The sequence below is a fragment of the Pseudaquabacterium terrae genome, assembly GCF_013266755.1.
Classification (GTDB): Bacteria; Pseudomonadota; Gammaproteobacteria; order Burkholderiales; family Burkholderiaceae_C; genus Pseudaquabacterium; species Pseudaquabacterium terrae.
The window spans coordinates 440,952-464,238 of sequence record NZ_JABRWJ010000006.1 but is presented as its reverse complement, the minus strand read 5'-3'; the positions used below and the strand labels follow the sequence as shown (position 1 = coordinate 464,238).

Annotated in this window: 23 protein-coding genes and 1 tRNA gene; 9 read left to right on the top strand and 15 right to left on the bottom strand. The window is 70.5% G+C overall.

The genetic code is table 11. The features are described 5' to 3' along the window. The first annotated feature begins 91 nt into the window (after positions 1-91). Both HLB44_RS21395 and HLB44_RS21390 read left to right on the top strand, forming a co-directional pair. Positions 92-1,261 carry an Acg family FMN-binding oxidoreductase gene (locus HLB44_RS21395; protein WP_173126664.1) on the top strand — a complete coding sequence of 390 codons (1,170 nt, stop codon included), beginning with the start codon at positions 92-94 and terminating at the stop codon, positions 1,259-1,261. A gap of 31 nt (positions 1,262-1,292) precedes the next feature. Continuing rightward, a complete protein-coding gene (locus tag HLB44_RS21390) occupies positions 1,293-1,934 on the top strand; it encodes a TetR/AcrR family transcriptional regulator (RefSeq protein WP_173126661.1) in 642 nt (213 codons plus the stop codon). Here the strand turns inward: HLB44_RS21390 and HLB44_RS21385 are convergent. Beyond that, a complete protein-coding gene (locus HLB44_RS21385; protein ID WP_173126658.1) occupies positions 1,931-2,872 on the bottom strand; it encodes a LysR substrate-binding domain-containing protein in 942 nt (313 codons plus the stop codon). The genes HLB44_RS21390 and HLB44_RS21385 overlap by 4 nt on opposite strands. Positions 2,873-3,009: 137 nt before the next feature. On the opposite strand from HLB44_RS21385, the gene HLB44_RS21380 reads away from it, so the two are divergent. The 3 genes from HLB44_RS21380 (at position 3,010) to HLB44_RS21370 (ending at position 5,948) form a co-directional block, all read left to right on the top strand. Continuing rightward, positions 3,010-4,530, top strand: a complete 1,521-nt coding sequence (locus HLB44_RS21380) for a CoA-acylating methylmalonate-semialdehyde dehydrogenase (RefSeq protein ID WP_173126656.1) — start codon at positions 3,010-3,012, stop codon at positions 4,528-4,530. Positions 4,531-4,596: 66 nt separating this feature from the next. Beyond that, positions 4,597-5,565 (top strand): chemotaxis protein CheX, encoded by a 969-nt coding sequence (locus HLB44_RS21375; protein ID WP_173126653.1) that lies wholly within the window; start codon positions 4,597-4,599, stop codon positions 5,563-5,565. Between the two features lie 14 nt (positions 5,566-5,579). Then, positions 5,580-5,948 carry a response regulator gene (locus HLB44_RS21370; protein ID WP_173126650.1) on the top strand — a complete coding sequence of 123 codons (369 nt, stop codon included), beginning with the start codon at positions 5,580-5,582 and terminating at the stop codon, positions 5,946-5,948. A gap of 31 nt (positions 5,949-5,979) precedes the next feature. Here the strand turns inward: HLB44_RS21370 and HLB44_RS21365 are convergent, their stop codons facing one another. From HLB44_RS21365 to HLB44_RS21355, 3 genes are read right to left on the bottom strand one after another with little or no spacing between them, the layout of a single operon-like run. Further along, entirely contained in the window at positions 5,980-6,807 is an 828-nt protein-coding gene (locus tag HLB44_RS21365; RefSeq protein WP_173126647.1) for an ABC transporter permease, read from the bottom strand. A 3-nt stretch (positions 6,808-6,810) separates the two neighbouring features. Then, positions 6,811-7,638: an ABC transporter ATP-binding protein gene (locus tag HLB44_RS21360; protein ID WP_173126644.1), complete on the bottom strand. Its 828-nt coding sequence runs from the start codon at positions 7,636-7,638 to the stop codon at positions 6,811-6,813. Beyond that, a complete protein-coding gene (locus tag HLB44_RS21355) occupies positions 7,638-8,669 on the bottom strand; it encodes an ABC transporter substrate-binding protein (protein WP_173126642.1) in 1,032 nt (343 codons plus the stop codon). Before HLB44_RS21355 ends, HLB44_RS21360 begins: the two co-directional genes overlap by 1 nt. 57 nt (positions 8,670-8,726) lie before the next feature. Here HLB44_RS21355 and HLB44_RS21350 point away from each other — a divergent pair, with 57 nt between their 5' ends. After that, on the top strand, positions 8,727-9,476 hold the full coding sequence (locus tag HLB44_RS21350) for an SDR family oxidoreductase (protein WP_173126639.1): 750 nt from the start codon (positions 8,727-8,729) through the stop codon (positions 9,474-9,476). A gap of 86 nt (positions 9,477-9,562) precedes the next feature. On the opposite strand, the gene HLB44_RS37400 is transcribed toward HLB44_RS21350, so the two are convergent. From HLB44_RS37400 to HLB44_RS21320, 6 genes are all read right to left on the bottom strand, one after another. Further along, positions 9,563-10,204, bottom strand: coding sequence for a PEP-CTERM sorting domain-containing protein (locus HLB44_RS37400; protein ID WP_173126636.1), 642 nt, complete (start codon positions 10,202-10,204; stop codon positions 9,563-9,565). Between the two features lie 167 nt (positions 10,205-10,371). Next, positions 10,372-12,609: a TonB-dependent receptor domain-containing protein gene (locus HLB44_RS21340; protein ID WP_173126633.1), complete on the bottom strand. Its 2,238-nt coding sequence runs from the start codon at positions 12,607-12,609 to the stop codon at positions 10,372-10,374. 90 nt (positions 12,610-12,699) lie between these two features. Further along, positions 12,700-13,650 (bottom strand): L-histidine N(alpha)-methyltransferase, encoded by a 951-nt coding sequence (egtD, locus tag HLB44_RS21335; RefSeq protein ID WP_173126630.1) that lies wholly within the window; start codon positions 13,648-13,650, stop codon positions 12,700-12,702. Further along, positions 13,647-14,927 (bottom strand): ergothioneine biosynthesis protein EgtB, encoded by a 1,281-nt coding sequence (egtB, locus tag HLB44_RS21330; RefSeq protein WP_425500838.1) that lies wholly within the window; start codon positions 14,925-14,927, stop codon positions 13,647-13,649. Before egtB ends, egtD begins: the two co-directional genes overlap by 4 nt. A gap of 128 nt (positions 14,928-15,055) precedes the next feature. Next, positions 15,056-16,048: a septal ring lytic transglycosylase RlpA family protein gene (locus HLB44_RS21325; protein ID WP_173126624.1), complete on the bottom strand. Its 993-nt coding sequence runs from the start codon at positions 16,046-16,048 to the stop codon at positions 15,056-15,058. Positions 16,049-16,087: 39 nt separating this feature from the next. Then, positions 16,088-16,162 (bottom strand) — tRNA-Arg (locus HLB44_RS21320). Positions 16,163-16,288: 126 nt separating this feature from the next. Here HLB44_RS21320 and HLB44_RS21315 point away from each other — a divergent pair. Continuing rightward, positions 16,289-16,858: a c-type cytochrome gene (locus HLB44_RS21315; RefSeq protein ID WP_173126621.1), complete on the top strand. Its 570-nt coding sequence runs from the start codon at positions 16,289-16,291 to the stop codon at positions 16,856-16,858. Positions 16,859-16,973: 115 nt separating this feature from the next. Here the strand turns inward: HLB44_RS21315 and HLB44_RS21310 are convergent, their stop codons facing one another. The 4 genes from HLB44_RS21310 to purU are packed head-to-tail and all read right to left on the bottom strand — an operon-like array spanning position 16,974 to position 19,843. After that, positions 16,974-17,507 (bottom strand): DUF2946 family protein, encoded by a 534-nt coding sequence (locus tag HLB44_RS21310; RefSeq protein ID WP_173126618.1) that lies wholly within the window; start codon positions 17,505-17,507, stop codon positions 16,974-16,976. Positions 17,508-17,522: 15 nt separating this feature from the next. After that, positions 17,523-18,494, bottom strand: coding sequence for a YheT family hydrolase (locus HLB44_RS21305; protein ID WP_173126616.1), 972 nt, complete (start codon positions 18,492-18,494; stop codon positions 17,523-17,525). A gap of 5 nt (positions 18,495-18,499) precedes the next feature. Next, positions 18,500-18,949, bottom strand: a complete 450-nt coding sequence (locus tag HLB44_RS21300; protein WP_173126613.1) for a YybH family protein — start codon at positions 18,947-18,949, stop codon at positions 18,500-18,502. A gap of 9 nt (positions 18,950-18,958) precedes the next feature. Further along, complete coding sequence (gene purU / locus HLB44_RS21295; RefSeq protein WP_173126610.1) at positions 18,959-19,843, bottom strand: formyltetrahydrofolate deformylase; 885 nt, start codon at positions 19,841-19,843, stop codon at positions 18,959-18,961. A gap of 59 nt (positions 19,844-19,902) precedes the next feature. Here purU and HLB44_RS21290 point away from each other — a divergent pair, with 59 nt between their 5' ends. Continuing rightward, positions 19,903-20,535 carry a sigma-70 family RNA polymerase sigma factor gene (locus tag HLB44_RS21290; protein ID WP_173126607.1) on the top strand — a complete coding sequence of 211 codons (633 nt, stop codon included), beginning with the start codon at positions 19,903-19,905 and terminating at the stop codon, positions 20,533-20,535. A 78-nt stretch (positions 20,536-20,613) separates the two neighbouring features. Then, the gene (locus HLB44_RS21285; RefSeq protein ID WP_173126603.1) at positions 20,614-21,342 is read left to right on the top strand and encodes an anti-sigma factor; all 729 of its coding nucleotides are present in this window, start codon (positions 20,614-20,616) and stop codon (positions 21,340-21,342) included. Positions 21,343-21,357: 15 nt separating this feature from the next. Here the strand turns inward: HLB44_RS21285 and HLB44_RS21280 are convergent, their stop codons facing one another. Beyond that, positions 21,358-23,283 carry a sensor histidine kinase gene (locus tag HLB44_RS21280; protein ID WP_173126601.1) on the bottom strand — a complete coding sequence of 642 codons (1,926 nt, stop codon included), beginning with the start codon at positions 23,281-23,283 and terminating at the stop codon, positions 21,358-21,360. Positions 23,284-23,287: the final 4 nt, after the last annotated feature.

Sequence of the window (23,287 nt, the reverse complement as noted above, 5' to 3'; positions counted from 1 at the left end):
CCGATCACTCGGTGGGCATTTTTTTGCCCGCTTGCATTGTCACCAACTAGTGACTATCCTAATGTCACCTTCTAGTGACCTGGAGCGCTCGATGCAACGTCGTGGTTTCATCCGCCTGGTGGGCGGTGGTGTCCTCGGTTCCACGCTGGCCGGCTGTTCAACCGCCCTGCCTGACGAGGCGCTTGCCGCCTGGGCCGGCCCGGGCGACGAGCCCGATGTGCGCCGCTGGGCGCTGGCGCATGCGCTGCTCGCGCCGAACTCGCACAACCGGCAGCCCTGGCTCGTCGACCTGCGCGAACCGAACGCCATCAGCCTGCACGTCGACCGCCAGCGCCTGCTGCCGGAGACCGATCCGTGGTTCCGGCAGATCGTCGTCAGCCAGGGCACCTTCGTCGAGCTGCTGTTGATCGCGCTGCGCGAACGCGGGCTGGCGCCGCAGCTGCAGCTGTTTCCCCAGGGCGAATTCGCGCCGCGCACGCTCGACGATCGGCCGGTCGCGCGGGTGCACTGGGAAACGTCGGCCAGCGCGCCGGCGAAGGACCCGCTGTTCGCGCAGATCCTTCGCCGCCATACGGCGAAGCGGCCCTTCGACACCACGCGGCCGGTGAATCCGGCGCATGTCGCGGCGCTGCTCGATGCGCTGCCGGCCGATGCACCGGCCGGCCTGCGCTGCGGCCACACGCTGCAGGCGCAGCCGCTGGAGCGCCTGCGCGCGTTGTGCCTGGCCGCGGCGCGGGTCGAGGTCGGCACGCCGCGCACCGCGCTCGAGAGCGCGCGCCTGATGCGCATCGGCCCGGACGAGATCCGCCGTCACCGCGACGGCATCAGCATCAATGGCCTGGTGCCGCGCGCGGCGACCGCGCTCGGCCTGTTCGACCGCAGCGAAGCGCCGGTGCCGGGCAGCCGCACCTTCGAACAGGTCGTGAACACCTTCGCCGAGCACAGCCGCACCGCGATGGGCTTCGTCTGGCTGACGACCGAGGCCGCGCCCGGCCACACGCGCAGCGCCGAGGTCTGGGCCGGCCGCGCCTTCGTGCGCCAGCAGCTCGCGGCGACGGCGCTCGGCCTGCAGATGCATCCGATGAGCCAGGCGCCGCAGGAGTTTCCGGAGATGAAGCCGCACTACGACGCGCTGCACCGGCTGCTGATCGGCCGCGACGACGGCTCGATCACCGTGCAGATGCTCAGCCGCATCGGCTACTGCGACGCGGTCGCGCCGGCCCCACGTCGGCCGCTCGACAGCCTGATCCGGCAGGCGTGAGGCCACCCCGCCGGCCGCCACAATCGACGTCATGAGCGAATCCGCCCGCACACCGCGCGACCGCAGCGCGACCGAGCAGCGCATCCTGGGCGCCGTCGGCACAGTGCTGGCGCGCGAAGGCTTCGCCGCGATCGGCGTCAACGCGATCGCGCGCGAGGCCGGCGTCGACAAGGTGTTGATCTACCGCTACTTCGGCGGGCTGCCCGAGCTGCTGCAGGCCTGGGGTGCCAGCGGGCGCTTCTGGCCGCGCATCGACGAGCTGCTCGGCGACGATCCGCAGACCCTGCTGGCGCGCCCCGAGGCCGAACGCTGGGCGGCCTTCTTCGAGCACTTCATCGACGGCCTGCGCGCGCGGCCGCTGACGATCGAGATCCTCGCCGCCGAGGTGCTCGAGCGCAACGCCTTGACCGCCGTGCTCGAAGCCGAGCGCGAAGCCTGGGGTGAAGAGGCAGCCCGCGTGCTCGCCGGCCGGGCACTGGCCGAGCGGCCAGAGCTGCGCACGTTGACGCTGCTGCTGGTCGCCGGCGTGCAGTACCTGCTGCTGCGCGCGCGCCGCATCCGCATCTTCGGCGGGCTCGAGGTCCAGTCCGACGCCGGCTGGCAGGCGATCAAGCAGGACATCCGCCGCAGCGCCGTCGCGCTGTTCGCTCGCCCGGACCCGCCGCCGACCTAGGAAACGCCGAAGCCCTCGCGCAGGGACTCACGCAGGTAGCCGACCAGCGCCTGCACCGCGCGCGGAACGTAGGGGCTGTAGGGCCGGATCGCGTAGAGGTGCTCGCCGAAGCTGCCGACCGGCTGCCATCCCGGCAGCACTTCCACCAGCCGGCCGGCGGCCAGCGCCGCCTGCGCGCTGAAGTCCGGCAGCAGCGCGATGCCCAGCCCGCCTTGCGCCGCTTCGCGCAGCGCCTCGCTGTTGTTGGCGACAAAAGGGCCCGACACCGGCACCGTCACCTTCGCCGCGCGACGCCCCTGGGCCTGGGGCACCAGCTGCCAGGCCGACGCCTCGCCGGCACGCAGGTAGTGCAGGCAGTCATGCTGCGCCAGGTCGGCGGGCTCGGCCGGCGTGCCGCGCCGGCGCAGGTAAGCACGGCTCGCGACCAGCACGGAGCGCGTCGTGCACAGCGTCCACGCGACATGCGTCTCCGGAGGCGCGTGCGTGTGGCGGATCGCCAGATCGAAGCCTTCCTGCGCCAGCGGGACCAGCCGGTCCGACAGGTCGAGCTCGATGCGCACCTCCGGATGCGCGCGCAGGAACTCCGGCAGCCGCGGCACGATCTGCTGGCGTGCCAGCGCCACCGGCGCGGTCAGCCGCAGCAGTCCGCGCGGTGCGGCCGCCAGGTCCTTGATGCCGGCGAAGGCAGTGCCGATGTCCTCGAAGGCGCCCCGCGTCGCATCGACCAGCTGCTGCCCCGCTTCGGTCAGCCGCACGCTGCGGGTCGTGCGCCGCACCAGCGGCACGCCGGCGGCACGTTCGAGCTCGGCGATGCGCGCGCTCATCGCCGCCTTGCTGACGGCCAGGCGCTGCGCGGCGGCGGTGAAGCTGCCGGCGGTGCCGAGCACCGTCAGCCAATGCAGGTGCGACCACAGGGTCTCGACGCGGCGTTCGTCCACGGCAGCTGTTCTCGATTCGGAGCCGGCATTGTTCGCCGTTCTGAACAATGAATCCAGCCCCGGGCGCCTAGCGCGCGCCGGGAGCGCGGCCTAGACTGCCCGCTTCGATCCCCGAATCACACGCAGGAGACAGCGCCATGGGTGCCCCGGAAGCCTTCACCGCCACCACCGACGTCGGCCACTTCATCGGCGGCCAGCGTTTCGCCGGCAGCTCCGGCCGCCAGCAGGCGGTCTACAACCCGTCCACCGGTCGCGTCGCGCGCCAGGTGGCGCTGGCATCGGCCGACGAGGTGGCGGCCGCAGTCGCCGTTGCGAAGGCCGCCTTCCCTGCTTGGAGCCAGACGCCGCCGATCCGCCGCGCCCGCGTGCTGAACAACTTCCTGCAACTGCTGAACCAGCACCGCGACACGCTGGCCGCGATGATCAGCGCCGAGCATGGCAAGGTCTTCACCGACGCGCAGGGCGAAGTCTCGCGCGGCATCGACATCGTCGAATTCGCCTGCGGCGCGCCGCAGCTGCTGAAGGGCGACTTCACCGACCAGGTCTCGACCGGCATCGACAACTGGACGCTGCGCCAGCCGCTGGGCGTCGTCGCCGGCGTCACGCCGTTCAATTTCCCGTGCATGGTGCCGCTGTGGATGTTCCCGCTCGCGCTGGCCACCGGCAATGCCTTCATCCTGAAGCCCAGCGAGCGTGATCCGTCGCCCTCGCTGTTCATGGCCGAGCTGCTGAAGGAAGCCGGGCTGCCCGACGGCGTGTTCAACGTCGTGCAGGGCGACAAGATCGCCGTCGACGCGCTGCTGACGCACCCCGACGTCAAGGCACTGAGCTTCGTCGGCTCGACGCCGATCGCCCAGTACATCTACGAGACCGGCGCGCAGCACGGCAAGCGCGTTCAGGCGCTGGGCGGCGCGAAGAACCACATGGTCGTGATGCCCGATGCCGACATCGAGCAGGCCGTCGATGCGCTGATCGGCAGCGCCTACGGCTCGGCCGGCGAGCGCTGCATGGCGATCTCGGTCGCGGTGCTGGTCGGCGACGTCGCCGACAAGATCGTGCCGAAGCTGGCCGAGCGCGCCAGGGCGCTGAAGGTCGCGAACCCGATGGACCTGGCGGCCGAGATGGGCCCGATCGTCACGCGCGAGGCGAAGCAGCGCATCGAGGGCTACATCGCCACGGGCATCGAAGAAGGCGCCAAGCTGGTCGTCGACGGCCGCGGCCTGACAGTGCCCGGCCTGGAAGACGGCTTCTTCACCGGCGGCACGCTGTTCGACCACGTGACGCCGGCGATGCGCATCTACAAGGAAGAGATCTTCGGCCCGGTGCTGTCCTGCGTGCGGGCGCACGACTTCGCCGAGGCCGTGAAGCTGGTCAACGATCACGAATACGGCAACGGCGTCTCGTGCTTCACCAGCGACGGCAGCATCGCGCGCGAGTTCTCGCGCCGCGTGCAGGTCGGCATGGTCGGCATCAACGTGCCGATCCCGGTGCCGATGGCGTGGCACGGCTTCGGCGGCTGGAAGCGCAGCCTGTTCGGCGACATGCACGCCTACGGCGAAGAGGGCGTGCGCTTCTACACCAAGCAGAAGAGCGTGATGCAGCGCTGGAGCGAGAGCATCGGCAAGGGCGCCGAGTTCGCGTTTCCTGTTTCGAAGTAGACAGTCGGCGCGCGCAGCTTGTAGGGAGCTCTCAAGTCCGGCGACGGCCCGGCCGATAGACCAGCGATGCCGATGGTCGAACCGACATTCCTCGCCGCCAAGGTCCTGCTGCTCGAGCATGACGTGCTGCACTACCCGCGGCTGCTGGAGCTCTGCGAAGCGCTGGGCCTGGTGACCGTTCCCTGCGCCGCCGCGGATGCGATGGATGCGCTGGCGCAGCACAAGGACCTGGCCGGTGTGCTGCTGGCCGAGGATCTGCCTTGCGACGGACCCGACAGCCTGAAGCTGGCGATCGCCTTGCACCGGCAGCGGCCGGAGCTGCCGATCTTTCTGCGCCGCACCTCGTCGCGCGCGCTGAACGCCGCCGAGGCCCGTGCCGCCACCCACCCCTGGCCCAGCGACGACATGGCGCCGCTGCGCGCGCATGTCGAGCGCAGCCTCTTCGGCCTGCGCTACCCGACGGTGCTGGTGCAAGGCATCCTCGACCTGTCGCTGCATGCGCTGCGCTCGAGCTTCCCGAATGCCGAGGTCGAGCACGAGCCGCCCTACGTGGTGCACGACCGCATCATCTACGGCCAGGTGTCGACGCTGATCGCGCTGGAAAGCACCTGGTGCCGCGGCTACATGATGCTGCAGACCGAGGAGGGCGCGCTGCGCCAGGGCATGGCCCAGGGCATGGGCTATGAAGGCGTCGGCGGCGACCTGGGCTTTCGCGAGCTGAACAACCTGTTGGGCGAAACCACCAACCTGATCTGGGGCGCGTTCAAGAACCGCTACATCCCGCCTCAGGCCTTCGCCAACCAGCAGACGCAGGTGCCGATCGTCATCAACCACGAGCAGAAGTACATCTCGTTCGGTTCGCAAGACCCGCAGCTGTGCATCCGCTACCGGCTGACCGACCCGAAGCGTCCGCGGCAGCGGCCGCTGATCATCGTGCAGCGCTTCATCTTCAACCTGCTGTTCGAAGCCGAGGCCTTCGCCGAGTTTGCTCACCCCGCGGCCATCGCGGCGACCGGCGAGCTCGAGCTCTTCTGACCGGAACGCCGACCATGGCCCAGGTTCTCGTTGTCGACGATTCCAGCACGATGCGCGGGATCGTCTCCACCTTCCTGTCGCAGAACGGCTTCGAAGTCGCCATCGCCCACGACGGTCGCGACGGCCTGCGCCAGCTGCAAAACGACCCCGACATCCGCCTCGTGGTGAGCGACATCAACATGCCCAACATGGACGGGTTGACGATGGCCGAGATGATCCGCAAGGACCTCGGCAACACCGCCGTGCGCATCGTCATGCTCACCACCGAAGACAACGCCGGCATGCGTGCACGCGGCAAGGACATCGGTGTCAACGGCTGGATCGTCAAGCCCTTCCGCGGCGAGGCGGTGCTGGGACCCTTCCGCAAGCTCTGCGGGATGTGACGCCGGCTCAGGGGTGGTCAACCGGCCCTCCTTAGAGCTTCTCGGTCTCGCCCGCGCGCGGCTGCCACTTCATCAATTTGCGTTCGATGCGGCCCACCGCGGCATCGAGCGCCAGCGCGAAGCCGGTCAGCACCAGGATGCCGGCCATCACGGTGTTGATGTCGAACACGCCCTCGGCCTGGTGGATCAGGTAGCCGACGCCGCTGGCCGAGCCCAGATATTCCCCGACCACCGCGCCGACGAAGGCCAGCCCGACGCTGCTGTGCAGCGAGCTGAAGACCCAGCTCGTCGCGCTCGGCAGGTAGACATGGCGCAGCAACTGGCGCTGCGACGCGCCCAGCATGCGCGCGTTGGCCAGGATCACCGGGCTCACCTCCTTGACGCCCTGGTAGACGTTGAAGAAGACGATGAAGAAGACCAGCGTGACGCCGAGCGCGACCTTGCTGGCGATGCCGAGCCCGAACCAGACCGCGAAGATCGGCGCGAGGATGATGCGCGGCATCGAGTTCAGCGCCTTGATGTAGGGCTCCAGCAGCGCGCTGGCCATCGGCTGCAGAGCCAGCCACAGCCCGGCGCCGAGGCCGAAGACGGCGCCGAAGCCGAACGCCAGCACGGTCTCGATCAACGTGACCCACAGGTGCGCGTAGATGTCCGCATCGACGAGGAACCACTTCCAGATGCGGCCGAAGACCTTCAGCGGCTCGCCGAAGAAGAAGGCCGCCTGTTGATCGTTCTCGAACACGACATTCGGCAGCAGCCCGGGCGTCGTCAGCGCATGCCACAGCGCGAACACTGCCACCAGCAGGCCGACCTGCCACACGCGAAGGTTGCGCCGATTCGGTTTCAGGGCCTGCCACATGGTTCACGCGCCCTTCATCTGAAGCTGCTGCCGATAACCCTTCAAGACCTCGTCCCGCAGCACGGCCCAGATCGCGTTGTGGATCTCGATGAAACGGGGCGTCGACCGCACTTCGGCGACGTCGCGCGGCCGCGCCAGGTCGACCGCGAACTCGCCGATCGGCCGCGACGCCGGGCCGGCGCTCATCACGACCACGCGGTCGCTCATCGCGATGGCTTCGTCGAGGTCGTGGGTGATGAAGAGCACGGCCTTCTTCTTCTGCTGCCACAGCGCAAGGACCTCGTTCTCCATCAGCTGCCGCGTCTGGATATCGAGCGCCGAGAACGGCTCGTCCATCAGGATGATGTCCGGGTCGAGCACCAGCACCTGCGCGAGGCTGGTGCGCTTGCGCATGCCGCCGGAAAGCTGGTGCGGATAGCGATCACCGAAGCCGCCGAGGCCGACGCGACGCAGCCAGGCCTCGGCCTGCGTGCGCGCCTCGACCGGCGGCACGCCGCGGAACTCCAGGCCCGCCGACACGTTGGCCAGCGCGCTGCGCCACGGCATCAGGCTTTCGGTCTGGAACATGTAGCCGGCGCGCCGGTTCAGCCCCTGCAACGGCTCACCGAACACCTCGACGGTGCCGCTGCTGGGCATCAGCAGCCCGGCCGCGACGTTCAGCAGCGTGCTCTTGCCGCAGCCGGTCGGACCGACCACCGAGACGAACTCGCCGGCGCCGACCGCCAGCGACACCTGGTCGACAGCGGTGTAGCGCTGGCCGGGATCGTCGCGCGCGACGAAGGTGCAGCGCACATCGGCCAGCCGCAAGGCCGGTGGCACGGCGGCGGCCATCAGCCCTTCGGGTACTTGCTGTTGGCGACCTTGACGAAGTCGTTGGTGTAGACCGCCTTCAGGTCCAGCGCCGCCTTGGCGATCTCGGCATCGATGCTCGCGAGCGCGCGGCGCGCGGTCTCGGGCCCCGCCTCGGGAAACATCCCGTCGGGCGACAGCGCGCCCTTGGCCGCGAGGAAGGCATCGATGTAGACCGCGCGGTCGCCGAGCAGGTAACTCTCGGGCACCGTCTTGATGATCTCGCCCGGGCCGGCCGCCTGCACCCATTTGTCGGCGCGCACGATCGCGTTGACCAGCGCCTGCACGGTGCGCGGATGCTTGTCGATGAAGGTCTGCGGCAGGTACAGGCATCCGGCCGGCATCGGCCCGCCGAAGACCTTGTCGGCCTCGGCGACGATGCGCGTGTCGGAGACGATCTTCAGGTCGTTCGAGCGCTGCAGCAGCGAGATCACCGGGTCGAGGTTCGAGATCGCGTCGATCTGGCCCGAGCGCATCGCGGCGACCGCGCCGTTGCCGGCACCGACGCCGATGATGCTGACGTCGCCCGGCTTCAGGCCCGCCTTCGCGAGCACGAAGTTCGCCATCACGTTGGTCGAGCTGCCGGGCGCGGTGACGCCGATCTTCTTGCCCTTCAGGTCGGCCACCGTCTTGAAGTTCGGCATCGTCTTCGGATTGACGCCGAGCACGATCTGCGGCGCACGGCCCATCAGCACGACGGCGCGCAGCCGCTGGCCCTTGGCCTGCATGTTCACCGTGTGCTCGAAGGCGCCGCTGACGACATCGGCGCTGCCGCCGATCAGCGCGCGCAGCGCCTGCGAGCCGCCCGCGAAGTCGACGATCTGCACCTCGAGCCCCTCGGCCTTGAAGTAGCCGAGCTGCTCGGCGATCGTCAGCGGCAGGTAGTACAGCAGGTTCTTGCCGCCGACGGCCAGCGTCAGCTTCGGTTTTTCGAGCGCCTGCGCGTGCAGCAGCGCGGGTGCGGCGAGCAGTGCCGGCGTGGCGGCGATCAGGGTGCGGCGACGGAGCGACATGGCTGGAGGGTTCCCGGTTCGGAACCGACCACTGTACCGAAGCCGCACAATCGTCCGATGACTCCGATGACGATCCTGATCACCGGCGGCGGCCGCGGCATCGGCGCCGCGACCGCGCTCGCCGTCGCCCGGCGCGGCTTCGATGTCGTGATCAACTACCAGCGTGATGCCGCATCGGCCGAGGGCGTCGCCGAGCAGCTGCGCTCGCTGGGCCGGCGTGCGTTCACCGTGCAGGCCGATGTCGGCGACGAGCGCCAAGTGCTGGCGATGTTCGAGCGCCTCGATGCCGAAGCCGGGCGGCTCGCCGGCCTGGTCAACAACGCGGGCATCGTCGCGATGAAGGCGCGGCTCGACGAGATGGACGTCGCGCGCTGGCGCCGGATGATGGACACCAACGTGATCGGAACGCTGCTGTGCAGCCGCGAGGCGGTGCGCCGCATGAGCATCCGCCACGGCGGCGCGGGCGGCGCGATCGTCAACGTCTCGAGCATCGCCGCCGTGCTGGGCGGGCCGGCGATGTACGTCGACTATGCGGCCAGCAAAGGTGCGATCGACACGTTCACGATCGGCCTGGCGCGCGAGCTGGCGGCCGAGGGCGTGCGCGTCAACGCGGTGCGCCCGGGCATCATCGACACCGACATCCATGCCGCCAGCGGTGACCGCGCACGGCCGCAGAAATCCGCCGAGCTGATCCCGATGCAGCGGCCGGGCCGCGCCGACGAGGTCGCCGCGGCCATCGCCTGGCTGCTGTCGGACGAGGCGAGCTACACGACGGGCGCGTTGATGGACGTCAGCGGTGGCCGCTGAACGTCGTGGCCCACAAAGGCGAAGGCCGCGTCGAGACGCGGCCTTCGTCATCGGGACGGGGCGCCGAAGCGCCGGCCGTCACGCCATCAGGCGGCCTTGCGGCGCTTGGCTCCGGCCAGGCCCAGCAGCGCGGCGCCGACCAGCGCCAGCGACGCCGGTTCCGGCACATCGCTGGTGGTGACCGACAGCGTGGCGCTGAAGTAGTTCAGCGGGTCCTGGAAGACGGTGTCCTGGATGAACAGGGTCCAGTTGCCGGCCGCATCCGCGCCGTCCATCGACGACAGCAGGCCCACCGGCTTGAAGCTGCCCGACACGACGCTGTCGCCGCCGACGGTGGTCGCCGCTTCGTCGTCGAACAACACGGTCTGCTCGCCGCTGCCCGGGGTCTCGCCGCCATAGGTGCCGGCGCTGACGAGGTTGACGATCGTGCCGTTCGGGCTGGTCAGACGGAAGACGATTTCCGAGTTGAACGAGAAGCCGGCGCCTGCACAGCGGCCGCCATCGGTGTTCGACGGATCGTCGCACTTCGAGAAGGTGATCGCGATGTTGACGTCGGTGATCGAGCCGGCGCCGAGCGTGAAGGTGCGGGTGCCGGAGCTGGCATCGAACGCACCGGGCGTCGTGTCGGTGGCGGTCAGCAGGGCGGCTTGGGCACCGCCGGCAAGGGCAAAGGCGCTGGCCAGCACCGCGGCCTTGAGAACGCGGCCGACCGTGGAAATACGCTGCATGGAAACTCCGTGAAGTAGCGGGTTCGGGCCGCCGGACGGCGCCCTCGGGGGAACCCTTGCACGACCCATGCCAGATCAACAGATCCTGACAATTCAAGGACCTATGTGTTTCTAGTTGTTTCTGATGTAAAGCGATCCGACACCCCGGCCGGTATTTGTTGGCACCTTCAGAAACGCAGCTCGGCGCGCAGGGTCACCGTGGCGTAGCTGCGGCCCACGCTGTCCTGCGTCTGCCAGCCGCCTGCGTCGAGCAGCACGGTGCTGCCGGTTTCAAAGTCGAGCGGTGCGGCGTTGGACACCGACAGCCGAGCGCTCGCCGACGGGTTGAAGCGCCACAGCGCATAGCCGTCGAGTACGCGCTTGCGGCCCTGCCGGTATGCGCGCTCGTCGAGCTGCTGAATCTCGAAGCCCGGCGTGTAGTTCAGGTTGCCGCCGACCGTCAGCGGCGAGCCGCGCAGCGGCAGGTCGAAGCCCACATTCGCGGTGAAGCGCGGCTGCTGGTCGAGCCGGTTGTTCGGCCCGCGCACGCCGTCGACACGCGACCACAGCAGGCTCAGGTTGCCCCGCAGCGACAGCGGCAGCTCGGTGGCCCAGAGGTCCGATGCGCGCGCCTTGCCCTCGAGCTCGAGGCCCGCCGACAGGGCGCCGCCGATGTTCTGCGGCCGCGAGACGAAGCGCTGCCGTGCCGGATCGCCGGCCGGCTCCAGGCTCGTCACGCGGCGGATCAGGTTGTCGATGCGGCGCATGAAGACATTGGCGCTGACGATGCCGCCGGCGTCGAGGTAGTGCTCTAGGCCCAAGTCCAGCCCCCAGGCGAGCTCGGGCTTCAGCGCCGGGTTGCCGGCGCGGTCCGGGTTGGTCTCGCTGTTCGGCCGCAGCGTCGGCTGCGGCCGCGCGAGCAGGTCCGAGGTGTTCGGCGCCCGGTAGCTGCGCGTCAGTCCGAGGCGGATCTGGTCGCGCGGCGCGTCGGGCAGCTTCCACACCATGTGCAGCAGCGGCGTCAGCACGCTGCTGCGGTTGCGCAGTTGGTCGAGCGCGGAGTCGCTGCGTGTCTCGATGCCTTCCCAGCGCAGGCCGGCGTAGAACGAGAAGGTCTTGCTCCAGTCCCATTCGTCCTGCACGTAGCCGGCCAGCCGCAGCGTGCGCGCTTCGAGGTTGTCTCCGTACTCCGGGAACAGCGCGACGCCGTCGCGCTCGGTGCGGCGGCGGTCGCGGCGCTCGCCGCGCTGCAGCTCCCAGCCGGCGGAGACGCTGTGGCGCTCGGCAAGCAGCTGCGAGTACTTGCCGTTGAGATCGATCGACAGGTCGCGCTGCGCGCTGTCGTCCTCGCGCAGATGATCGCGCCCGTCGGCATCGTCGAATTCCTGCCGGCGCGAGCGGCTCTGATTCGTCGCCAGCATGCTGCCGAAGCGCAGCTGCAATCGGCCGCCGCTGCCAGTCGGCTTCATCCACGTGCCGTTCAGCCGCGCCATGCGGTTGCGGCCGCTGCTGTCGGCGTGCGCGCGGGTGTACGGCAGCGGGTCGACGCCGCTCGGCAACTGGCCCGAGGCCAGCGTCTGCTGCAGCGTTCCGTCATCGCTGCCGCGGCTGTTCATCAGGCTGAGGAACGGCTGCAGATCGAGTGATTCACCGGGCGCGAGCCGGAACTGCAGGCGCGAGGTCATGAAAACGCCCTGGCGCCGGTCCCGGCTGCGCTGCTGGCCGAGCTCCTCGAGCACGTGCTGTCCCGCAGCGTCGAAGCGCCGCGTGACGCCGCGGCTGTCACTGCCCTGCTGGTTGCGGAAGGCGGTGGCTGTCAGGTTGTAGCCGAGCTTGTCGTTCTGCCCGCTGTAGATCCAGTTGACACCGCCCTGCGGCCGGTCGTGCTCGAAACCGCCGCTGAGCTTGACGTCATTGGCCTGGCGCTTGAAGTCCTCGCGCATGATCACGTTGATCGTGCCGGCGATCGCCCGCGCGCCGTGCTCGGCGACCGGCGCACGCATGATCTCGATGCGCTCGATCTGCTCCGGGGCGATCGAGTCGAGCGAGAAGCCGAACGGCATGCGCTGGCCGTCGATCAGGATCTGCGTGTAGCCGCCGCCCATGCCGCGCATGCGGATCTGCCCGCCGCGGCCGGGCGGTCCGCCGAGCGTGACGCCGGGCAGGCGCTTGAGCACCTCGCCGAGGGTCGCGTCGCCCATGCGGTCGATCTCCTCGCGGCCGTAGACGATGCGCGAGGCGGTGGAGCGCCGGCGGTCGGCGTTGCTGTCGGCGCCGGTGTTGCCGATGACTTCCACCTGCTGCGTGCGTGCCGCCGGGGCCGACGCGGCCGACGCCGCCGGTGCCGGTGCGGCGGGGGTCTGCGCCAGCGCAACACGGGCGACGCCGGCGCCGAGCACGGCGGCAAGCAGGCGAAGGAGCGGCACGGCGGCGGATCGAGTCATCACGGCGCGGCAGCATGCCGCGCATCGGTAAACGCGGTGTGAAGCGCGCCGCGATTGTCGCGGCCGAACGACTCAGCTCTGCGCCGCCAGCCAGTGCACGCTGAACAGCTGCTGCGGATCGACCCAAACCGCCTGCGGCCGCCAACCCGCGCTGTGCGCGAGCGAACGGAAACCATCGACCGTGTACTTGCAGGAGATCTCGGTGTGCAGCGTCTCGCCCTGCTCGAACACGAAGGACTCGCCGCACAGCCGCACGACCTGGCGCCGCGCGCTGACCAGGTGCATCTCGATGCGCTGGGCCACCGGGTCGTAGAACGCGTAGTGATGAAATCCGTCGAGATCAAAATTGGCGCCGAGCTCGCGATTCGCGCGCGCCAGCAGGTTCTTGTTGAAGGCTGCCGTGACGCCGGCGTCATCGTTGTACGCGCGGTGCAGCAGCGCCGGGTCCTTGACCAGATCGACACCGATCAGCAGGCCGCCGCCGCGCAGGTCGCGGGCGCTGCGCTGCAGGAAGGCACGCGCTTCGTCGGGCGTGAAGTTGCCGATCGACGAGCCGGGAAAGAAGCCGACGCGGCGGCGCGCTGCCGGCAGCATCGGCGGCAGCACGATGTCGGCGGCGAAATCGGCGACCAGCGGCTGCACCGGCAGGTCGCGGTGATCCTCGGCCAGCTGCTGCGCATGCCACTGCAGGTGTTCGGCCGACAAATCGATCGGCAGGTAGCGCGCCGGGCGCTGCAGCGCCGCCAGCAACAGCCGGATCTTGCGCAGCGAGCCGGCGCCGTATTCGACCAGCTCCGCCGCCGGTCCGATGCACTCGGCCATCTCGTGCGCATGCGCGGCCAGCAGCGCGGTCTCGGTGCGCGTAGGGTAGTACTCGGGCAGCTCGCAGATGCGGTCGAACAGCGCCGAGCCGGCCGCGTCGTAGAAGTACTTCGGCGCCACCGCGCGCGGCCGGTGCCGCAAGCCCTCGAGCAGCGCGATCGCCAGCGGGTGGCGCACCCAGGGGTCGGTGACCGCATTCATCGGGCGTCGCGCGCCAGCCGCAGCCCGCTGAACTGCCAGCGCGCCGCAGCCGGGAAGAAGTTGCGGTAGCTGACCCGCGCATGGCCCGGCGGCGTCGCGCAGCTGCCGCCGCGCAGCACCAGCTGGTTGACCATGAACTTGCCGTTGTACTCCGCCGCCGGCCCGGCCAGCGGCCGAAAGCCCGGGTACGGCGCATAAGCCGACGAGGTCCACTGCCAGGCTTCGCCGAGCAGGCCCGGCGACGGCTGCGGCAGCATGCGGTCGAGCTGATAACGTGTCATTGAAGCGTCCGTCGATGAATGTCGTGCGGCGGTCTCCCACTCGAACTCGGTCGGCAGCCGCGCCCCGGCCCAGGCCGCGTAGGCGGCCGCTTCGTAGGCCGACAGGTGGCACACCGGCGCCGCCGGATCGATGGCCTGCAAGCCGTGCAGCGTGAACTGGCGCCAGCCGCCGTCGTCGTCGGGCTGCCAGTACGGCGGCGCGTGCCAGCCCTGCGCCTGCGCCAGCGCCCAGCCGTCGGACAACCACAGCGCCGGCCGGCGGTAGCCGCCGTCGTCGATAAAGTCGCGGTAGTCGGCATTGCTGACCAGCCGATTCGCGAGCTCGAACGGCGCGACGAAGACACGGTGGCGCGGCAGCTCGTTGTCGAAGGCGAAGCCGGCACCGTCGTGGCCGATTTCGACCAGGCCGGGATCCAGGCCGTGCCAGCGCAGCGGCTCGGCCGTGCCGCTGGCGGGCACGACGCCGCCGCGCCAGGCCGGCGCCAGCGGGTTCAGCGAGAACGCGTGCAGCAGGTCGGTCAGCATCAGCTCCTGGTGCTGTTGCTCGTGCTGCAGACCGAGCGCGAGGATCGGCGCGGCGGCGCTCCACGCGGCCGGCGACGCGCACTCGATGAAGTGCTGCACGGCAGCGTCGACATGGCGCCGGTAGGCCCAGACCTCGGCCAGCGTCGGCCGGCTCAACATCCCGCGCTGCGGCCGCGGATGGCGCGGCCCCAGCGCCTCGTAGTACGAATTGAACAGCAGCGCATAACGCGCATCGTGCGCGTGGTAGCCGGCCGCATGGGGCCGCAGCAACAGCGTCTCGAAGAACCAGCTGGTGTGCGCCAGATGCCACTTGGTCGGGCTGGCATCGGGCATCGACTGCAGCGCCTGGTCCTCGGCATCGAGGCCCTCGGTCAGCGTCGCCGACAGCGCCCGCACGCGCGCGAACTCGGGCCCCAGCGTTTCACACGGGGGCAATGCGGCCTGCAGCGGCAATTCGATCGGGCGACCCAAGCGCGGCTCCTTCGAGGTTCGGCGCAGCATGCCCGCAAGGCCCGCGGCCCGCAAGTCACTGACAAAGGCTGACACCAGTGGCCGCTGCAGCAAACGAAGGGCCCGCGGCCCAGCCGCGATGGGGCGGCCTAGCGTCGTTCGACGATCAACGGCAACAGCTGCAACACCTCGCGCAGCCGCTCGGCGACCTGGTTCGCTTCGTCGCGACTGGTGTACGGCCCCGCCTGCAGGCGGTGCAGGCTGCGCTCGCCGAACACCGCGAGCAGCGGCGCAAGCCAATCGACCCGGCGCTGCACCTCGCGTTGCAGCTCGAGGGCTCCTTCGCGCTGGCGAAAGGCGCCGAGCTGCAGCCAGAAGCCGCGGGCGGCCGGGGTCAGCGCGGTGGTCGAGGCCGGCGTCGCCGCGGCCATCTCCTGCGCCGGCCGGATGTCGGGCGCAACTGCTGCTGTCGCCGGCACGGTGTCGTTCGGGGGCGGCACGGCCGCAGCGAGCGCCGTGTCGGCCTCCGCGCGGCGCCAGCTGCCGGTTCGAATCGCCTCGTAGGTGATGCGCTCGAGCTCGACCGGCGCGATGCCGTTCAGCACGCCGAGCTTGAGCGCCGCGGTGTAGCTCAGGTCGACGATGCGGCCGCGGTGGAAGGGCCCGCGGTCGTTGATGCGCACGATGACCTCGCGCCCGTTGGCCGGGTTGCGCACCCGCGCATAACTGGGAATCGGCATCGTCTTGTGCGCGGCCGACATCGCGTACATGTTGTAGGTCTCGCCGCTGGCGGTCGGCCGGCCGTGGAACTTGCGGCCATACCAGGACGCGAGACCGCGCTCGACCAGCGCCGGGTCGCCCTTGGCCGGCTCGTAGCTCTGGCCGAGCATTTCATACGGCTTGTTCGGCCCGCCGCTGCGCGGGGTCTCGAGCCGCGGCTCGGCATCGGGCACGCGATGCAGGTCGGGCGGTGGCTCGGGGCCAGGGCCATCGCGGTCGTCACGGGCCGCTCCCGGTGCCGATGGGGGCGAGACGCCAGGCCCCGGCTTCGGCGCCGGCCCGCTGGCGCAGCCGGCCAGCAGCGCGACCAGCACCGCCACGCCGCACACGCACCCGTGCGAGCGAACGCTTTGCCACGGCAAGGTGGGAGGGGGTGGCCCGAACGGGAGCCGAGAGGGGGGTGGCGCGACCGGCAAGGATCGAACTTGCGACTAGGCCTTCGGAGGGCCCAATGATATCCACTTCACCACGGTCGCTGCGCCGATGGAGCCTGGCATTCTAGTGCAAGCCCGGACGGGCACGGACCGCTCGTTATAATCGACCGGTTTTGCTCGGGGGTCCGCCCCCGGCGCCCGAGAACGCCGCCCCGGCACGAGGATTCCATGAGCGACGCCCAGCATTCAAAACACCAAGACCACGCGGCGCACGATGCGCCTCACGAAGGCCCGATCAAGACCCCGAAGCAGTTGATCGTCACGATCGTCGCCTCGTTCGTCGTGCCGGTGGTCGTGATCATCATGCTGACCAACTTCGTCGCCTTCGGCACGAAGTCCGGCGCGGGCAGCGACGGCATGTCGGCCGAAGCGGTGGCCCGCCGCATCCGCCCGGTCGGCTCGGTCGAGGTCAAGGACGTCAACGACCCGGCCGCATTGAAGAACGGCGACCAGGTCTTCCAGGCGCAATGCGCCAGCTGCCACGCCACGGGCGCATTGAATGCACCCAAGCTCGCCGATGCCGCGGCCTGGGGCCCGCGCCTGAAGGCCGGCTACGCCGGGCTGCTGCAGGCGGCGCTGAAGGGCAAGGGCAGCATGCCGCCGCAAGGCGGTGGCGAGTTCAACGACGTCGAGATCGGCCGCGCGGTGGTCTACATGGCCAACCAGTCCGGTGCAAGTCTTGCCGAGCCGCAGCCCCCGGCCGCCGCCGCCAGCGTCGCGGCGGGTGCGTCGAAGTAAGGCCCGCCCCACCCCCATCGAAGAAGCCGGCCGCGCGCCGGCTTTTTTCATGCCCGCATCCAGCTGCCCCGATGCTGCGTAAGCATCCGGATCGGGGCCGAGGCGCCCCTGCCCGTCAGGAGCCGTCTTGCTGCGGATCGAGTTGATAGCCGAAACGGCCCGGTGCGTCGTCGAAGCGCAGCGGCATCGGCGTCCATTGCGAGGCCTCGACGGCCTGCGCGGCGGTGCCCATGTCCTGGCTGTGCACGAGGCCGAAGCCGAGCGTGGTGTCGAGGAACAGGCGCCCGTCGTCGTCGAGCCAGGCGCTGCGCAGTTGAGTCGGTTTGCCGGTATGGCTGGTGATCGCCGGCCGTTCGCCGGGCCCTTCGAGGCGCCAGATCCACGGCGCGACCTCGAGCTGCACGTAGACGCGCTGCGGGCCGTTCTGGAAGAACCAGCGGCCGGCGTCGTCGCTGGTGTAGTTGCGGCCGATGAAGGTCTTGAAGCGGTCGTGCTCGATGCGGCTGCCCTTGATGCGCGGGAAGGGACCAGCCCGCTGCGCCAGCTCGTCCCGCAGATACCAGTCACCGCGCGCATCGAGCGCCAGCCAGCCGTAGCAATGCGGCACGTTGGGCCACTTGCGCATCGCCGCCAAGACGATCTCGTCCATGCGGCTTACCTTAGCTCAGGTGACGTGCCGCATCCAGCCCAGCACCGCTTCCGGAAGGGTCAGCACATGGCCCGGGAAGCGGCCGCCCGGAAAGCCGACGTGCCCGCCGTGCGGCGGTTGCCACAGCGTGACGAAACGCGACACCTCGTGCGCCTGCGGCAAGCTGGCAGCCGGCACGAAGGGATCGTTGCGCGCGTTCAACACCAGCGCGGGGATGCGGATGCGGCGCAGGTGCGGCTTGGCCGAGGCCCGCGAATAGTAGTCATCGGTGTCGCGAAAGCCGTGCAGCGGCGCCGTGAAGACGTTGTCGAACTCGTACAGGTCGCGCGCGGCGAGCAGGCGCTGGCGGTCGAACAGCCCCGGATGCTGCGCCAGCTTGGCCAGCGCCTTCGGTTTCAGTGTGCGCAGGAACATGCGCGTGTAGGTCAGGCGGTTGAAGCCGCGGCCGATCGCGCGGCCGACCGCCGCCAGGTCGAGCGGCGAGCAGACCGCGGCGACCGCGGCGGCCACCGGCGCGGCCGCTTCTCCTGCTTCCTCGGCCCAGCGCAGCAGCGCATTGCCGCCGAGCGATACGCCGACGGCGCGCAGCGGCGCCGCGCTGCGCGCACGCAGGCGGCCGAGGATCCAGCCCACTTCCTCGTGGTCGCCCGAGTGGTAGCCGCGCGGCGCGCGGTTGAGCTCGCCCGAGCAGCCGCGGAAGTACGGCAGCGCGAAACCCCAGCCGCCGGCTCGAGCGGCGGCGGCGAACGATCCGACGTAGTGGCTGCGCACCGTGCCTTCGAGGCCGTGGAACAGCACCAGCCAGGGCGCGTCGGGCGTCGGCGGGTCGGCGAAGTCGACGTCGATGAAGTCGCCGTCCGGCGTGTCCCAGCGCTCGCGCCGCAGCGCCGGCACGGCGGCATCGGAGCGGCGCCGTGAGACCAGCGCCGGCCAGATCGTCTGGGCGTTGCCGCCCGGCAGCCACCACGGTGCCGCAAAACGCTCCATCGTCGTCAATGCAGTGTCGAGGGCGCTTCGGCGATCTCCGGCGTCTCGACATCGGTGCCCGGGCTGGCGTGGTGCGCCACCAGCCGCCAGCCCTGCGTCGTGCGGTGGTAGACGTTGGTCGCGACGACGAAGGCGACGTGGCGACCCTGCTTCGGGTTGCCGATCTCGATGCGCTCGACGACGTTGTGCATGGCCGCGTCCATCAGCTGCACGCGGTGCACCTTCTCCGGCTGGGCGACGATGCGGCCGCTGGCGAAGATCGCCTCGAACGCCGCACGCACCGCGCGCGGGCCGATCACGCGCGGGCCGCCGGGGTGCACGCAGACGATCTCGTCGTCGTCGGACCACAGCGCCATCAGCTTGTCGAGGTCGCCCTCGCGCAGTGCCTCGTAGAACTGGGCCTCGACCTCGTCGGGCGTGGTCATCAACACAGCGGGCGGCTTGGTGCGCGGCATGGCAGCCTTCTAGCGGAAAACCACGGTCTTGTGGCCGTTCATCAGCACGCGGCGCTCGACATGCCAGCGCACCGCGCGCGCCAGCACGACGCTTTCGACGTCGCGGCCGACGGCCGTCAAGTCCTCGGCCGACAGCGAATGGTCGACGCGCTCGACATCCTGCTCGATGATCGGCCCCTCGTCGAGGTCGGCGGTGACGTAGTGGGCGGTCGCGCCGATCAGCTTGACGCCGCGCGCATGGGCCTGGAAGTACGGCTTGGCCCCCTTGAAGCTCGGCAGGAAGCTGTGATGGATGTTGATCGCGCGGCCCTTGAGCGCGCCGCAGAACTCGGCGCTCAGGATCTGCATGTAGCGCGCCAGCACGACCAGGTCGATGCGCTCGCGTTCGACGATCGCCTCGATCTCGCGCTCCTGCGCGCGCTTGGTCGCCGCATCGCTGCCGGTGGGCAGCGGCAGGTGGTGGAAGCTGATGCCGTAGCTGTCGGCCAGCGTCGCGTACGTCGCGTGGTTCGAGACGATGCCGAGGATGTCGACATCGAGCTGGCCGCTCTTGACGCGAAACAGCAGGTCGTTCAGGCAATGCCCGTGCTGGCTGACCATCAGCAGCAGGCGCGGGCGCTGCGCGACGGCGTGGAAGCGCGCCTCCATCTGGAACTGGCCGCGCACATGGGCGAACAGGTTCTCGAGCATCGCCGCGTCGGCCAGGTGCGGCGGCGCGGCGAAGTGCACGCGCATGAAGAACAGGCCCGTGGCGTCCTCGCCCTGCACGTCGCCGAACTGCTGCGAGTCGATGATGTTGCAACCGGCCTGGAACAGCAGCCCCGAGACGGCATAGACGATGCCCGTCTGATCGCGGCAGGACAGCGTGAGGATGAATTCGTGTTCGCGCGGCATGGGCGCGGATTGTATGAACCCGCCTGCTCGCGGGCAGAATCGGCCCGCCGCCCCCGACCATGAAGACCGCCCCCGAAGATTGGAGCCAGAAGAGCCGCGTGCTGGCGCAGCAGCTGTCGCGCGCTGCGCTCGGCGATCGCCAGGCCTTCAAGCAGCTCTACGACGCGACCAGCGCCCACCTGTTCGGCGTGGTGCTGCGCATCCAGCGCGACCGCGCGATCGCCGAAGACCTGCTGCAGGAGGTCTATGTCAGCGCCTGGAAGGCCGCCGGCAGCTTCGATGCGCAGCAGTCGCAGCCCTTGACCTGGTTGACGCACATCGCCCGCAACAAGGCGATCGACAGCCTGCGCCGCGCGCAGTCGCAGCCGCGGCTGGAAAGCGTGCACGCCGACGATGACGACGACGACCGGCCCGACCTCGACCAGCGTTTGGCCGACGACAGCCCCGGCCCCGCCGAGCTGCTGCAGCGGGCGGCCGATGCGCGCGAGCTCGCGCACTGCATGCAGGGCTTGTCGGCGCAGCAGCGCCAGAGCGTCGCGCTGGCCTTCTTCGACGGCTTGTCGCACGCCGAGGTCGCCGAGCAGCTGCGTGAGCCCCTCGGCACCGTGAAGAGCTGGGTGCGGCGCGCGCTGATGACACTCAAGAGCTGCCTCGAACGCGCAGCGCAGCGCGACGCGGTGGCAGGCACCTAGGATGACCCCCCCACGCTCACTTCGTTCGCTGCCCCCCGAGGGGGCGCATCAGTGCCTTCGGGCGGCCGGGCGGCACTGATGGACTACGGCCGACGCGAACTCGCCGATGCGCTCGCCGCGCAATACGTCGCCGGCACCTTGCGCGGGCCGGCGCGGCGGCGCTTCGAAGCGCTGCTGACCGGCCATCCGGCCTTGCGCGCCGCGGTCGACGCCTGGCGCGATCGGCTGATGCCCTTGACCGCGGCCGTCGAGCCGCAGGCCGCGCCGGCGTCGGCGTGGCTGGGCATCGAGCGCCGGCTGTGGCCGACGGCCGAGCCTGCGCAGGCCGCCGCGGCAGCCGCGCCGTGGTGGCGCAGCCTCGGCTTCTGGCGCACGGCCTCGGGCTTCGCGACCGTGGCCGCGGTCGGCCTCGGCGTGCTGCTGGCCAGCCCGCAGCCGCAGGCGCCGCCGCTCGTCATCGTGCTGCAGGCCGCCGACGGCGCGCCGGCCGGCACCAGCGGCCCCGGCACCTTCGTCGCCAGCGTCTCCGGCGACGGCCGCTCGCTGGTCACGCGGCCGGTGCATCCTGTGGTGATGGACGTCAACCGCACGCTCGAGCTGTGGGCCGTGCCGCCGCAGGGCGCGCCGCGCTCGCTCGGCCTGATCTCGCCCGACGGGCTGACCGTGATCCGCCGCGACAAGCTGCCGCAGGCGCTGCTCGACCGGAAGAACACCGCCGCGCTGGCCGTCAGCGTCGAGCCGCCCGGCGGCTCGCCGACCGGCGCACCGACCGGGCCGGTGGTGTTCGCCGGCAAGCTGCAGCTTTAGAGGCAGCGCCCAGACCTAGAGCGCCAGGCCGCCAACCAGCGCTGCCGGCCAGATCACGCTGAAGGTGGAGCCCTGGCCCGGCTGGCTCGCCACCTCGATGCGCGCGCCCATCAACGCGACCAGCGCCTGCGTCACCGCCAGGCCGATGCCGGTGCCCTCGATCGGCCCATGGGCGTGCGACAGGCGGTTGAAGGGCTGGAACAGCTGGCCGATCTCGGCCTCGGTCAGCCCGCTGCCGCTGTCGATCACGCGCAGCGCGACCGCGCCATCGTCGAGCCGCAGGCAGTGCACCAGCACCTGGCCGCCGCGACGGTTGTACTTGATCGCGTTCGACAGCAGGTTCAGCAGCACCTGGCGCAAACGCTTGCGGTCGCCCTGCACCGTCAGCGCCGGCAAGGGCTCGTGCAGCAGCGTGACGCCGGCCTGCTGCGCCGCGGCCAGCACCATCGACAGGCAGTCGTCGACCAGGCCGTCGAGCGCCACGGCTTCAGTCTGCAGCGCCAGCCGGCCGGCTTCGATGATCGTCAGGTCGAGCAGGTCGTTGATCATCTCGAGCAGGTGCTCACCGGCCTCGCGGATCAGCGTGACGCGGCGCAGTTGCTCCGGCGGCAGCGTCGTCGCGCTGTCGACCTCCAGCAGCTGCGCGAAGCCCAGCACCGCGTTCAGCGGCGTGCGCAGCTCATGGCTCATGCGCGACAGGAACTCGGTCTTCGCGCGGTTGGCCGCTTCAGCCGCGGCGCGCTGCTGGTGCGCCTGCTCGACCGTCAGCGCCTCGGTGACGTCCTCGAAGTAGCCGTGCCACAGGCAGCTGCCGTCGGCCTCGGCCTGGGGTGTCGCGCTGCCGCGGATCCAGCGCAGCATGCCGTCGCGGCGATGGATGCGAAAGCTCAGCTGCCACGGCGTCTGGTCGCGCATCGAGGCCTCGATGCTGTCGAGCATCAGCCCGCGGTCGGTGAAATCGATGCGCCGCAGCATCGCCGCCGCGTCCTCCAACATCGCCTCCGCCGGCACGCCGAACAGGGACTCGCAGCGCTCGCTGACGTACGGAAAGCGCGAGCTGCCGTCGGGCCGGCGCACGAACTGGAACAGCATGCCCGGCACGTGCGAGGCGATCTTCGTCAGCCGCGCGGCCGCCTGCGCCGCGGCCTCCTCGGCGGCGCGGTGCTCGGTGATGTCGGCCTGGATGCCGACCATCCGCAATGGCTGCCCTTCGGCATCCCACTCGATGATGCGGCCGCGTTCTTGCAGCCAATGCCAGCGGCCACCGGCGGCGCGCGCGCGGTAGACACTTTCGTAGACCGAGACCTCGCCGCGCGCATGGCGCAGGTAGGCCTCGTGGTTCTCGTCCAGGTCGTCGGGATGGATCAGCGCGTCCCAGTCGCGCTGCGTGGCGCCGGCCTCCGGCGGCGGATAACCGAGCTGCGCGAAGCCTTCATCGGTTTCGGCGAATCGGTCGGTGCGGATGTCCCACTCCCAGACGAAGGTGCTGGTCCCGCGCAGCGCGGCCCGGATCAACTCCGCCTGGCTGCCGCCGGGCCGGCCGACGGCCGCCGCCTGGTCGCGCAGCAGCAGGCTGGCTGCCGTCTGCAGCAGCGGCTGCAGCACGCGCGCGCTGTGGTTCAGGTCGTCGGCAGGCTCGGCCGCCAGCAGCCAGGCGCCGACCGACTGGCCCATGCGCCACAGCGGCAGCCAGCAGAAGCCGTCGGCGAAGAAGGGTTCGTGGCGCCGCGCCAGCGGCGTGCCGGGCCGCACCGCGGCATCGGGCACGGCGCCGGTGGTCCAGCGCGGCTGGCCGTCGGGCGCGACGGCGAGCAGCCCGCAGGCGAGGCCGAGGTGCTTGCTCGCGTCGGCGACCAGGCGGCGCAGCGCGAACGCGGCGTCGTCGCGATCGAGGTGCTCCAGCAGCGCGGCCTGCGTCAGCGCGTGCAGGCCGCTGGGCATCGTC

Excerpts from the sequence above, each read along its gene's own strand:
- HLB44_RS21285 (WP_173126603.1), top strand. The coding sequence starts at position 20,614 with ATGGACTACGGCCGACGCGAACTCGCCGATGCGCTCGCCGCGCAATAC.
- purU (WP_173126610.1), bottom strand. The coding sequence starts at position 19,843 with ATGCCGCGCGAACACGAATTCATCCTCACGCTGTCCTGCCGCGATCAG.
- HLB44_RS21370 (WP_173126650.1), top strand. The coding sequence starts at position 5,580 with ATGGCCCAGGTTCTCGTTGTCGACGATTCCAGCACGATGCGCGGGATC.
- HLB44_RS21390 (WP_173126661.1), top strand. The coding sequence starts at position 1,293 with ATGAGCGAATCCGCCCGCACACCGCGCGACCGCAGCGCGACCGAGCAG.
- HLB44_RS21315 (WP_173126621.1), top strand. The coding sequence starts at position 16,289 with ATGAGCGACGCCCAGCATTCAAAACACCAAGACCACGCGGCGCACGAT.
- HLB44_RS21395 (WP_173126664.1), top strand. The coding sequence starts at position 92 with ATGCAACGTCGTGGTTTCATCCGCCTGGTGGGCGGTGGTGTCCTCGGT.
- HLB44_RS37400 (WP_173126636.1), bottom strand. The coding sequence starts at position 10,204 with ATGCAGCGTATTTCCACGGTCGGCCGCGTTCTCAAGGCCGCGGTGCTG.
- HLB44_RS21375 (WP_173126653.1), top strand. The coding sequence starts at position 4,597 with ATGCCGATGGTCGAACCGACATTCCTCGCCGCCAAGGTCCTGCTGCTC.
- HLB44_RS21365 (WP_173126647.1), bottom strand. The coding sequence starts at position 6,807 with ATGTGGCAGGCCCTGAAACCGAATCGGCGCAACCTTCGCGTGTGGCAG.
- HLB44_RS21380 (WP_173126656.1), top strand. The coding sequence starts at position 3,010 with ATGGGTGCCCCGGAAGCCTTCACCGCCACCACCGACGTCGGCCACTTC.
- HLB44_RS21290 (WP_173126607.1), top strand. The coding sequence starts at position 19,903 with ATGAAGACCGCCCCCGAAGATTGGAGCCAGAAGAGCCGCGTGCTGGCG.
- egtD (WP_173126630.1), bottom strand. The coding sequence starts at position 13,650 with ATGAATGCGGTCACCGACCCCTGGGTGCGCCACCCGCTGGCGATCGCG.
- HLB44_RS21350 (WP_173126639.1), top strand. The coding sequence starts at position 8,727 with ATGACTCCGATGACGATCCTGATCACCGGCGGCGGCCGCGGCATCGGC.
- HLB44_RS21355 (WP_173126642.1), bottom strand. The coding sequence starts at position 8,669 with ATGTCGCTCCGTCGCCGCACCCTGATCGCCGCCACGCCGGCACTGCTC.
- HLB44_RS21310 (WP_173126618.1), bottom strand. The coding sequence starts at position 17,507 with ATGGACGAGATCGTCTTGGCGGCGATGCGCAAGTGGCCCAACGTGCCG.
- HLB44_RS21360 (WP_173126644.1), bottom strand. The coding sequence starts at position 7,638 with ATGGCCGCCGCCGTGCCACCGGCCTTGCGGCTGGCCGATGTGCGCTGC.
- HLB44_RS21280 (WP_173126601.1), bottom strand. The coding sequence starts at position 23,283 with ATGCCCAGCGGCCTGCACGCGCTGACGCAGGCCGCGCTGCTGGAGCAC.
- HLB44_RS21305 (WP_173126616.1), bottom strand. The coding sequence starts at position 18,494 with ATGGAGCGTTTTGCGGCACCGTGGTGGCTGCCGGGCGGCAACGCCCAG.
- HLB44_RS21300 (WP_173126613.1), bottom strand. The coding sequence starts at position 18,949 with ATGCCGCGCACCAAGCCGCCCGCTGTGTTGATGACCACGCCCGACGAG.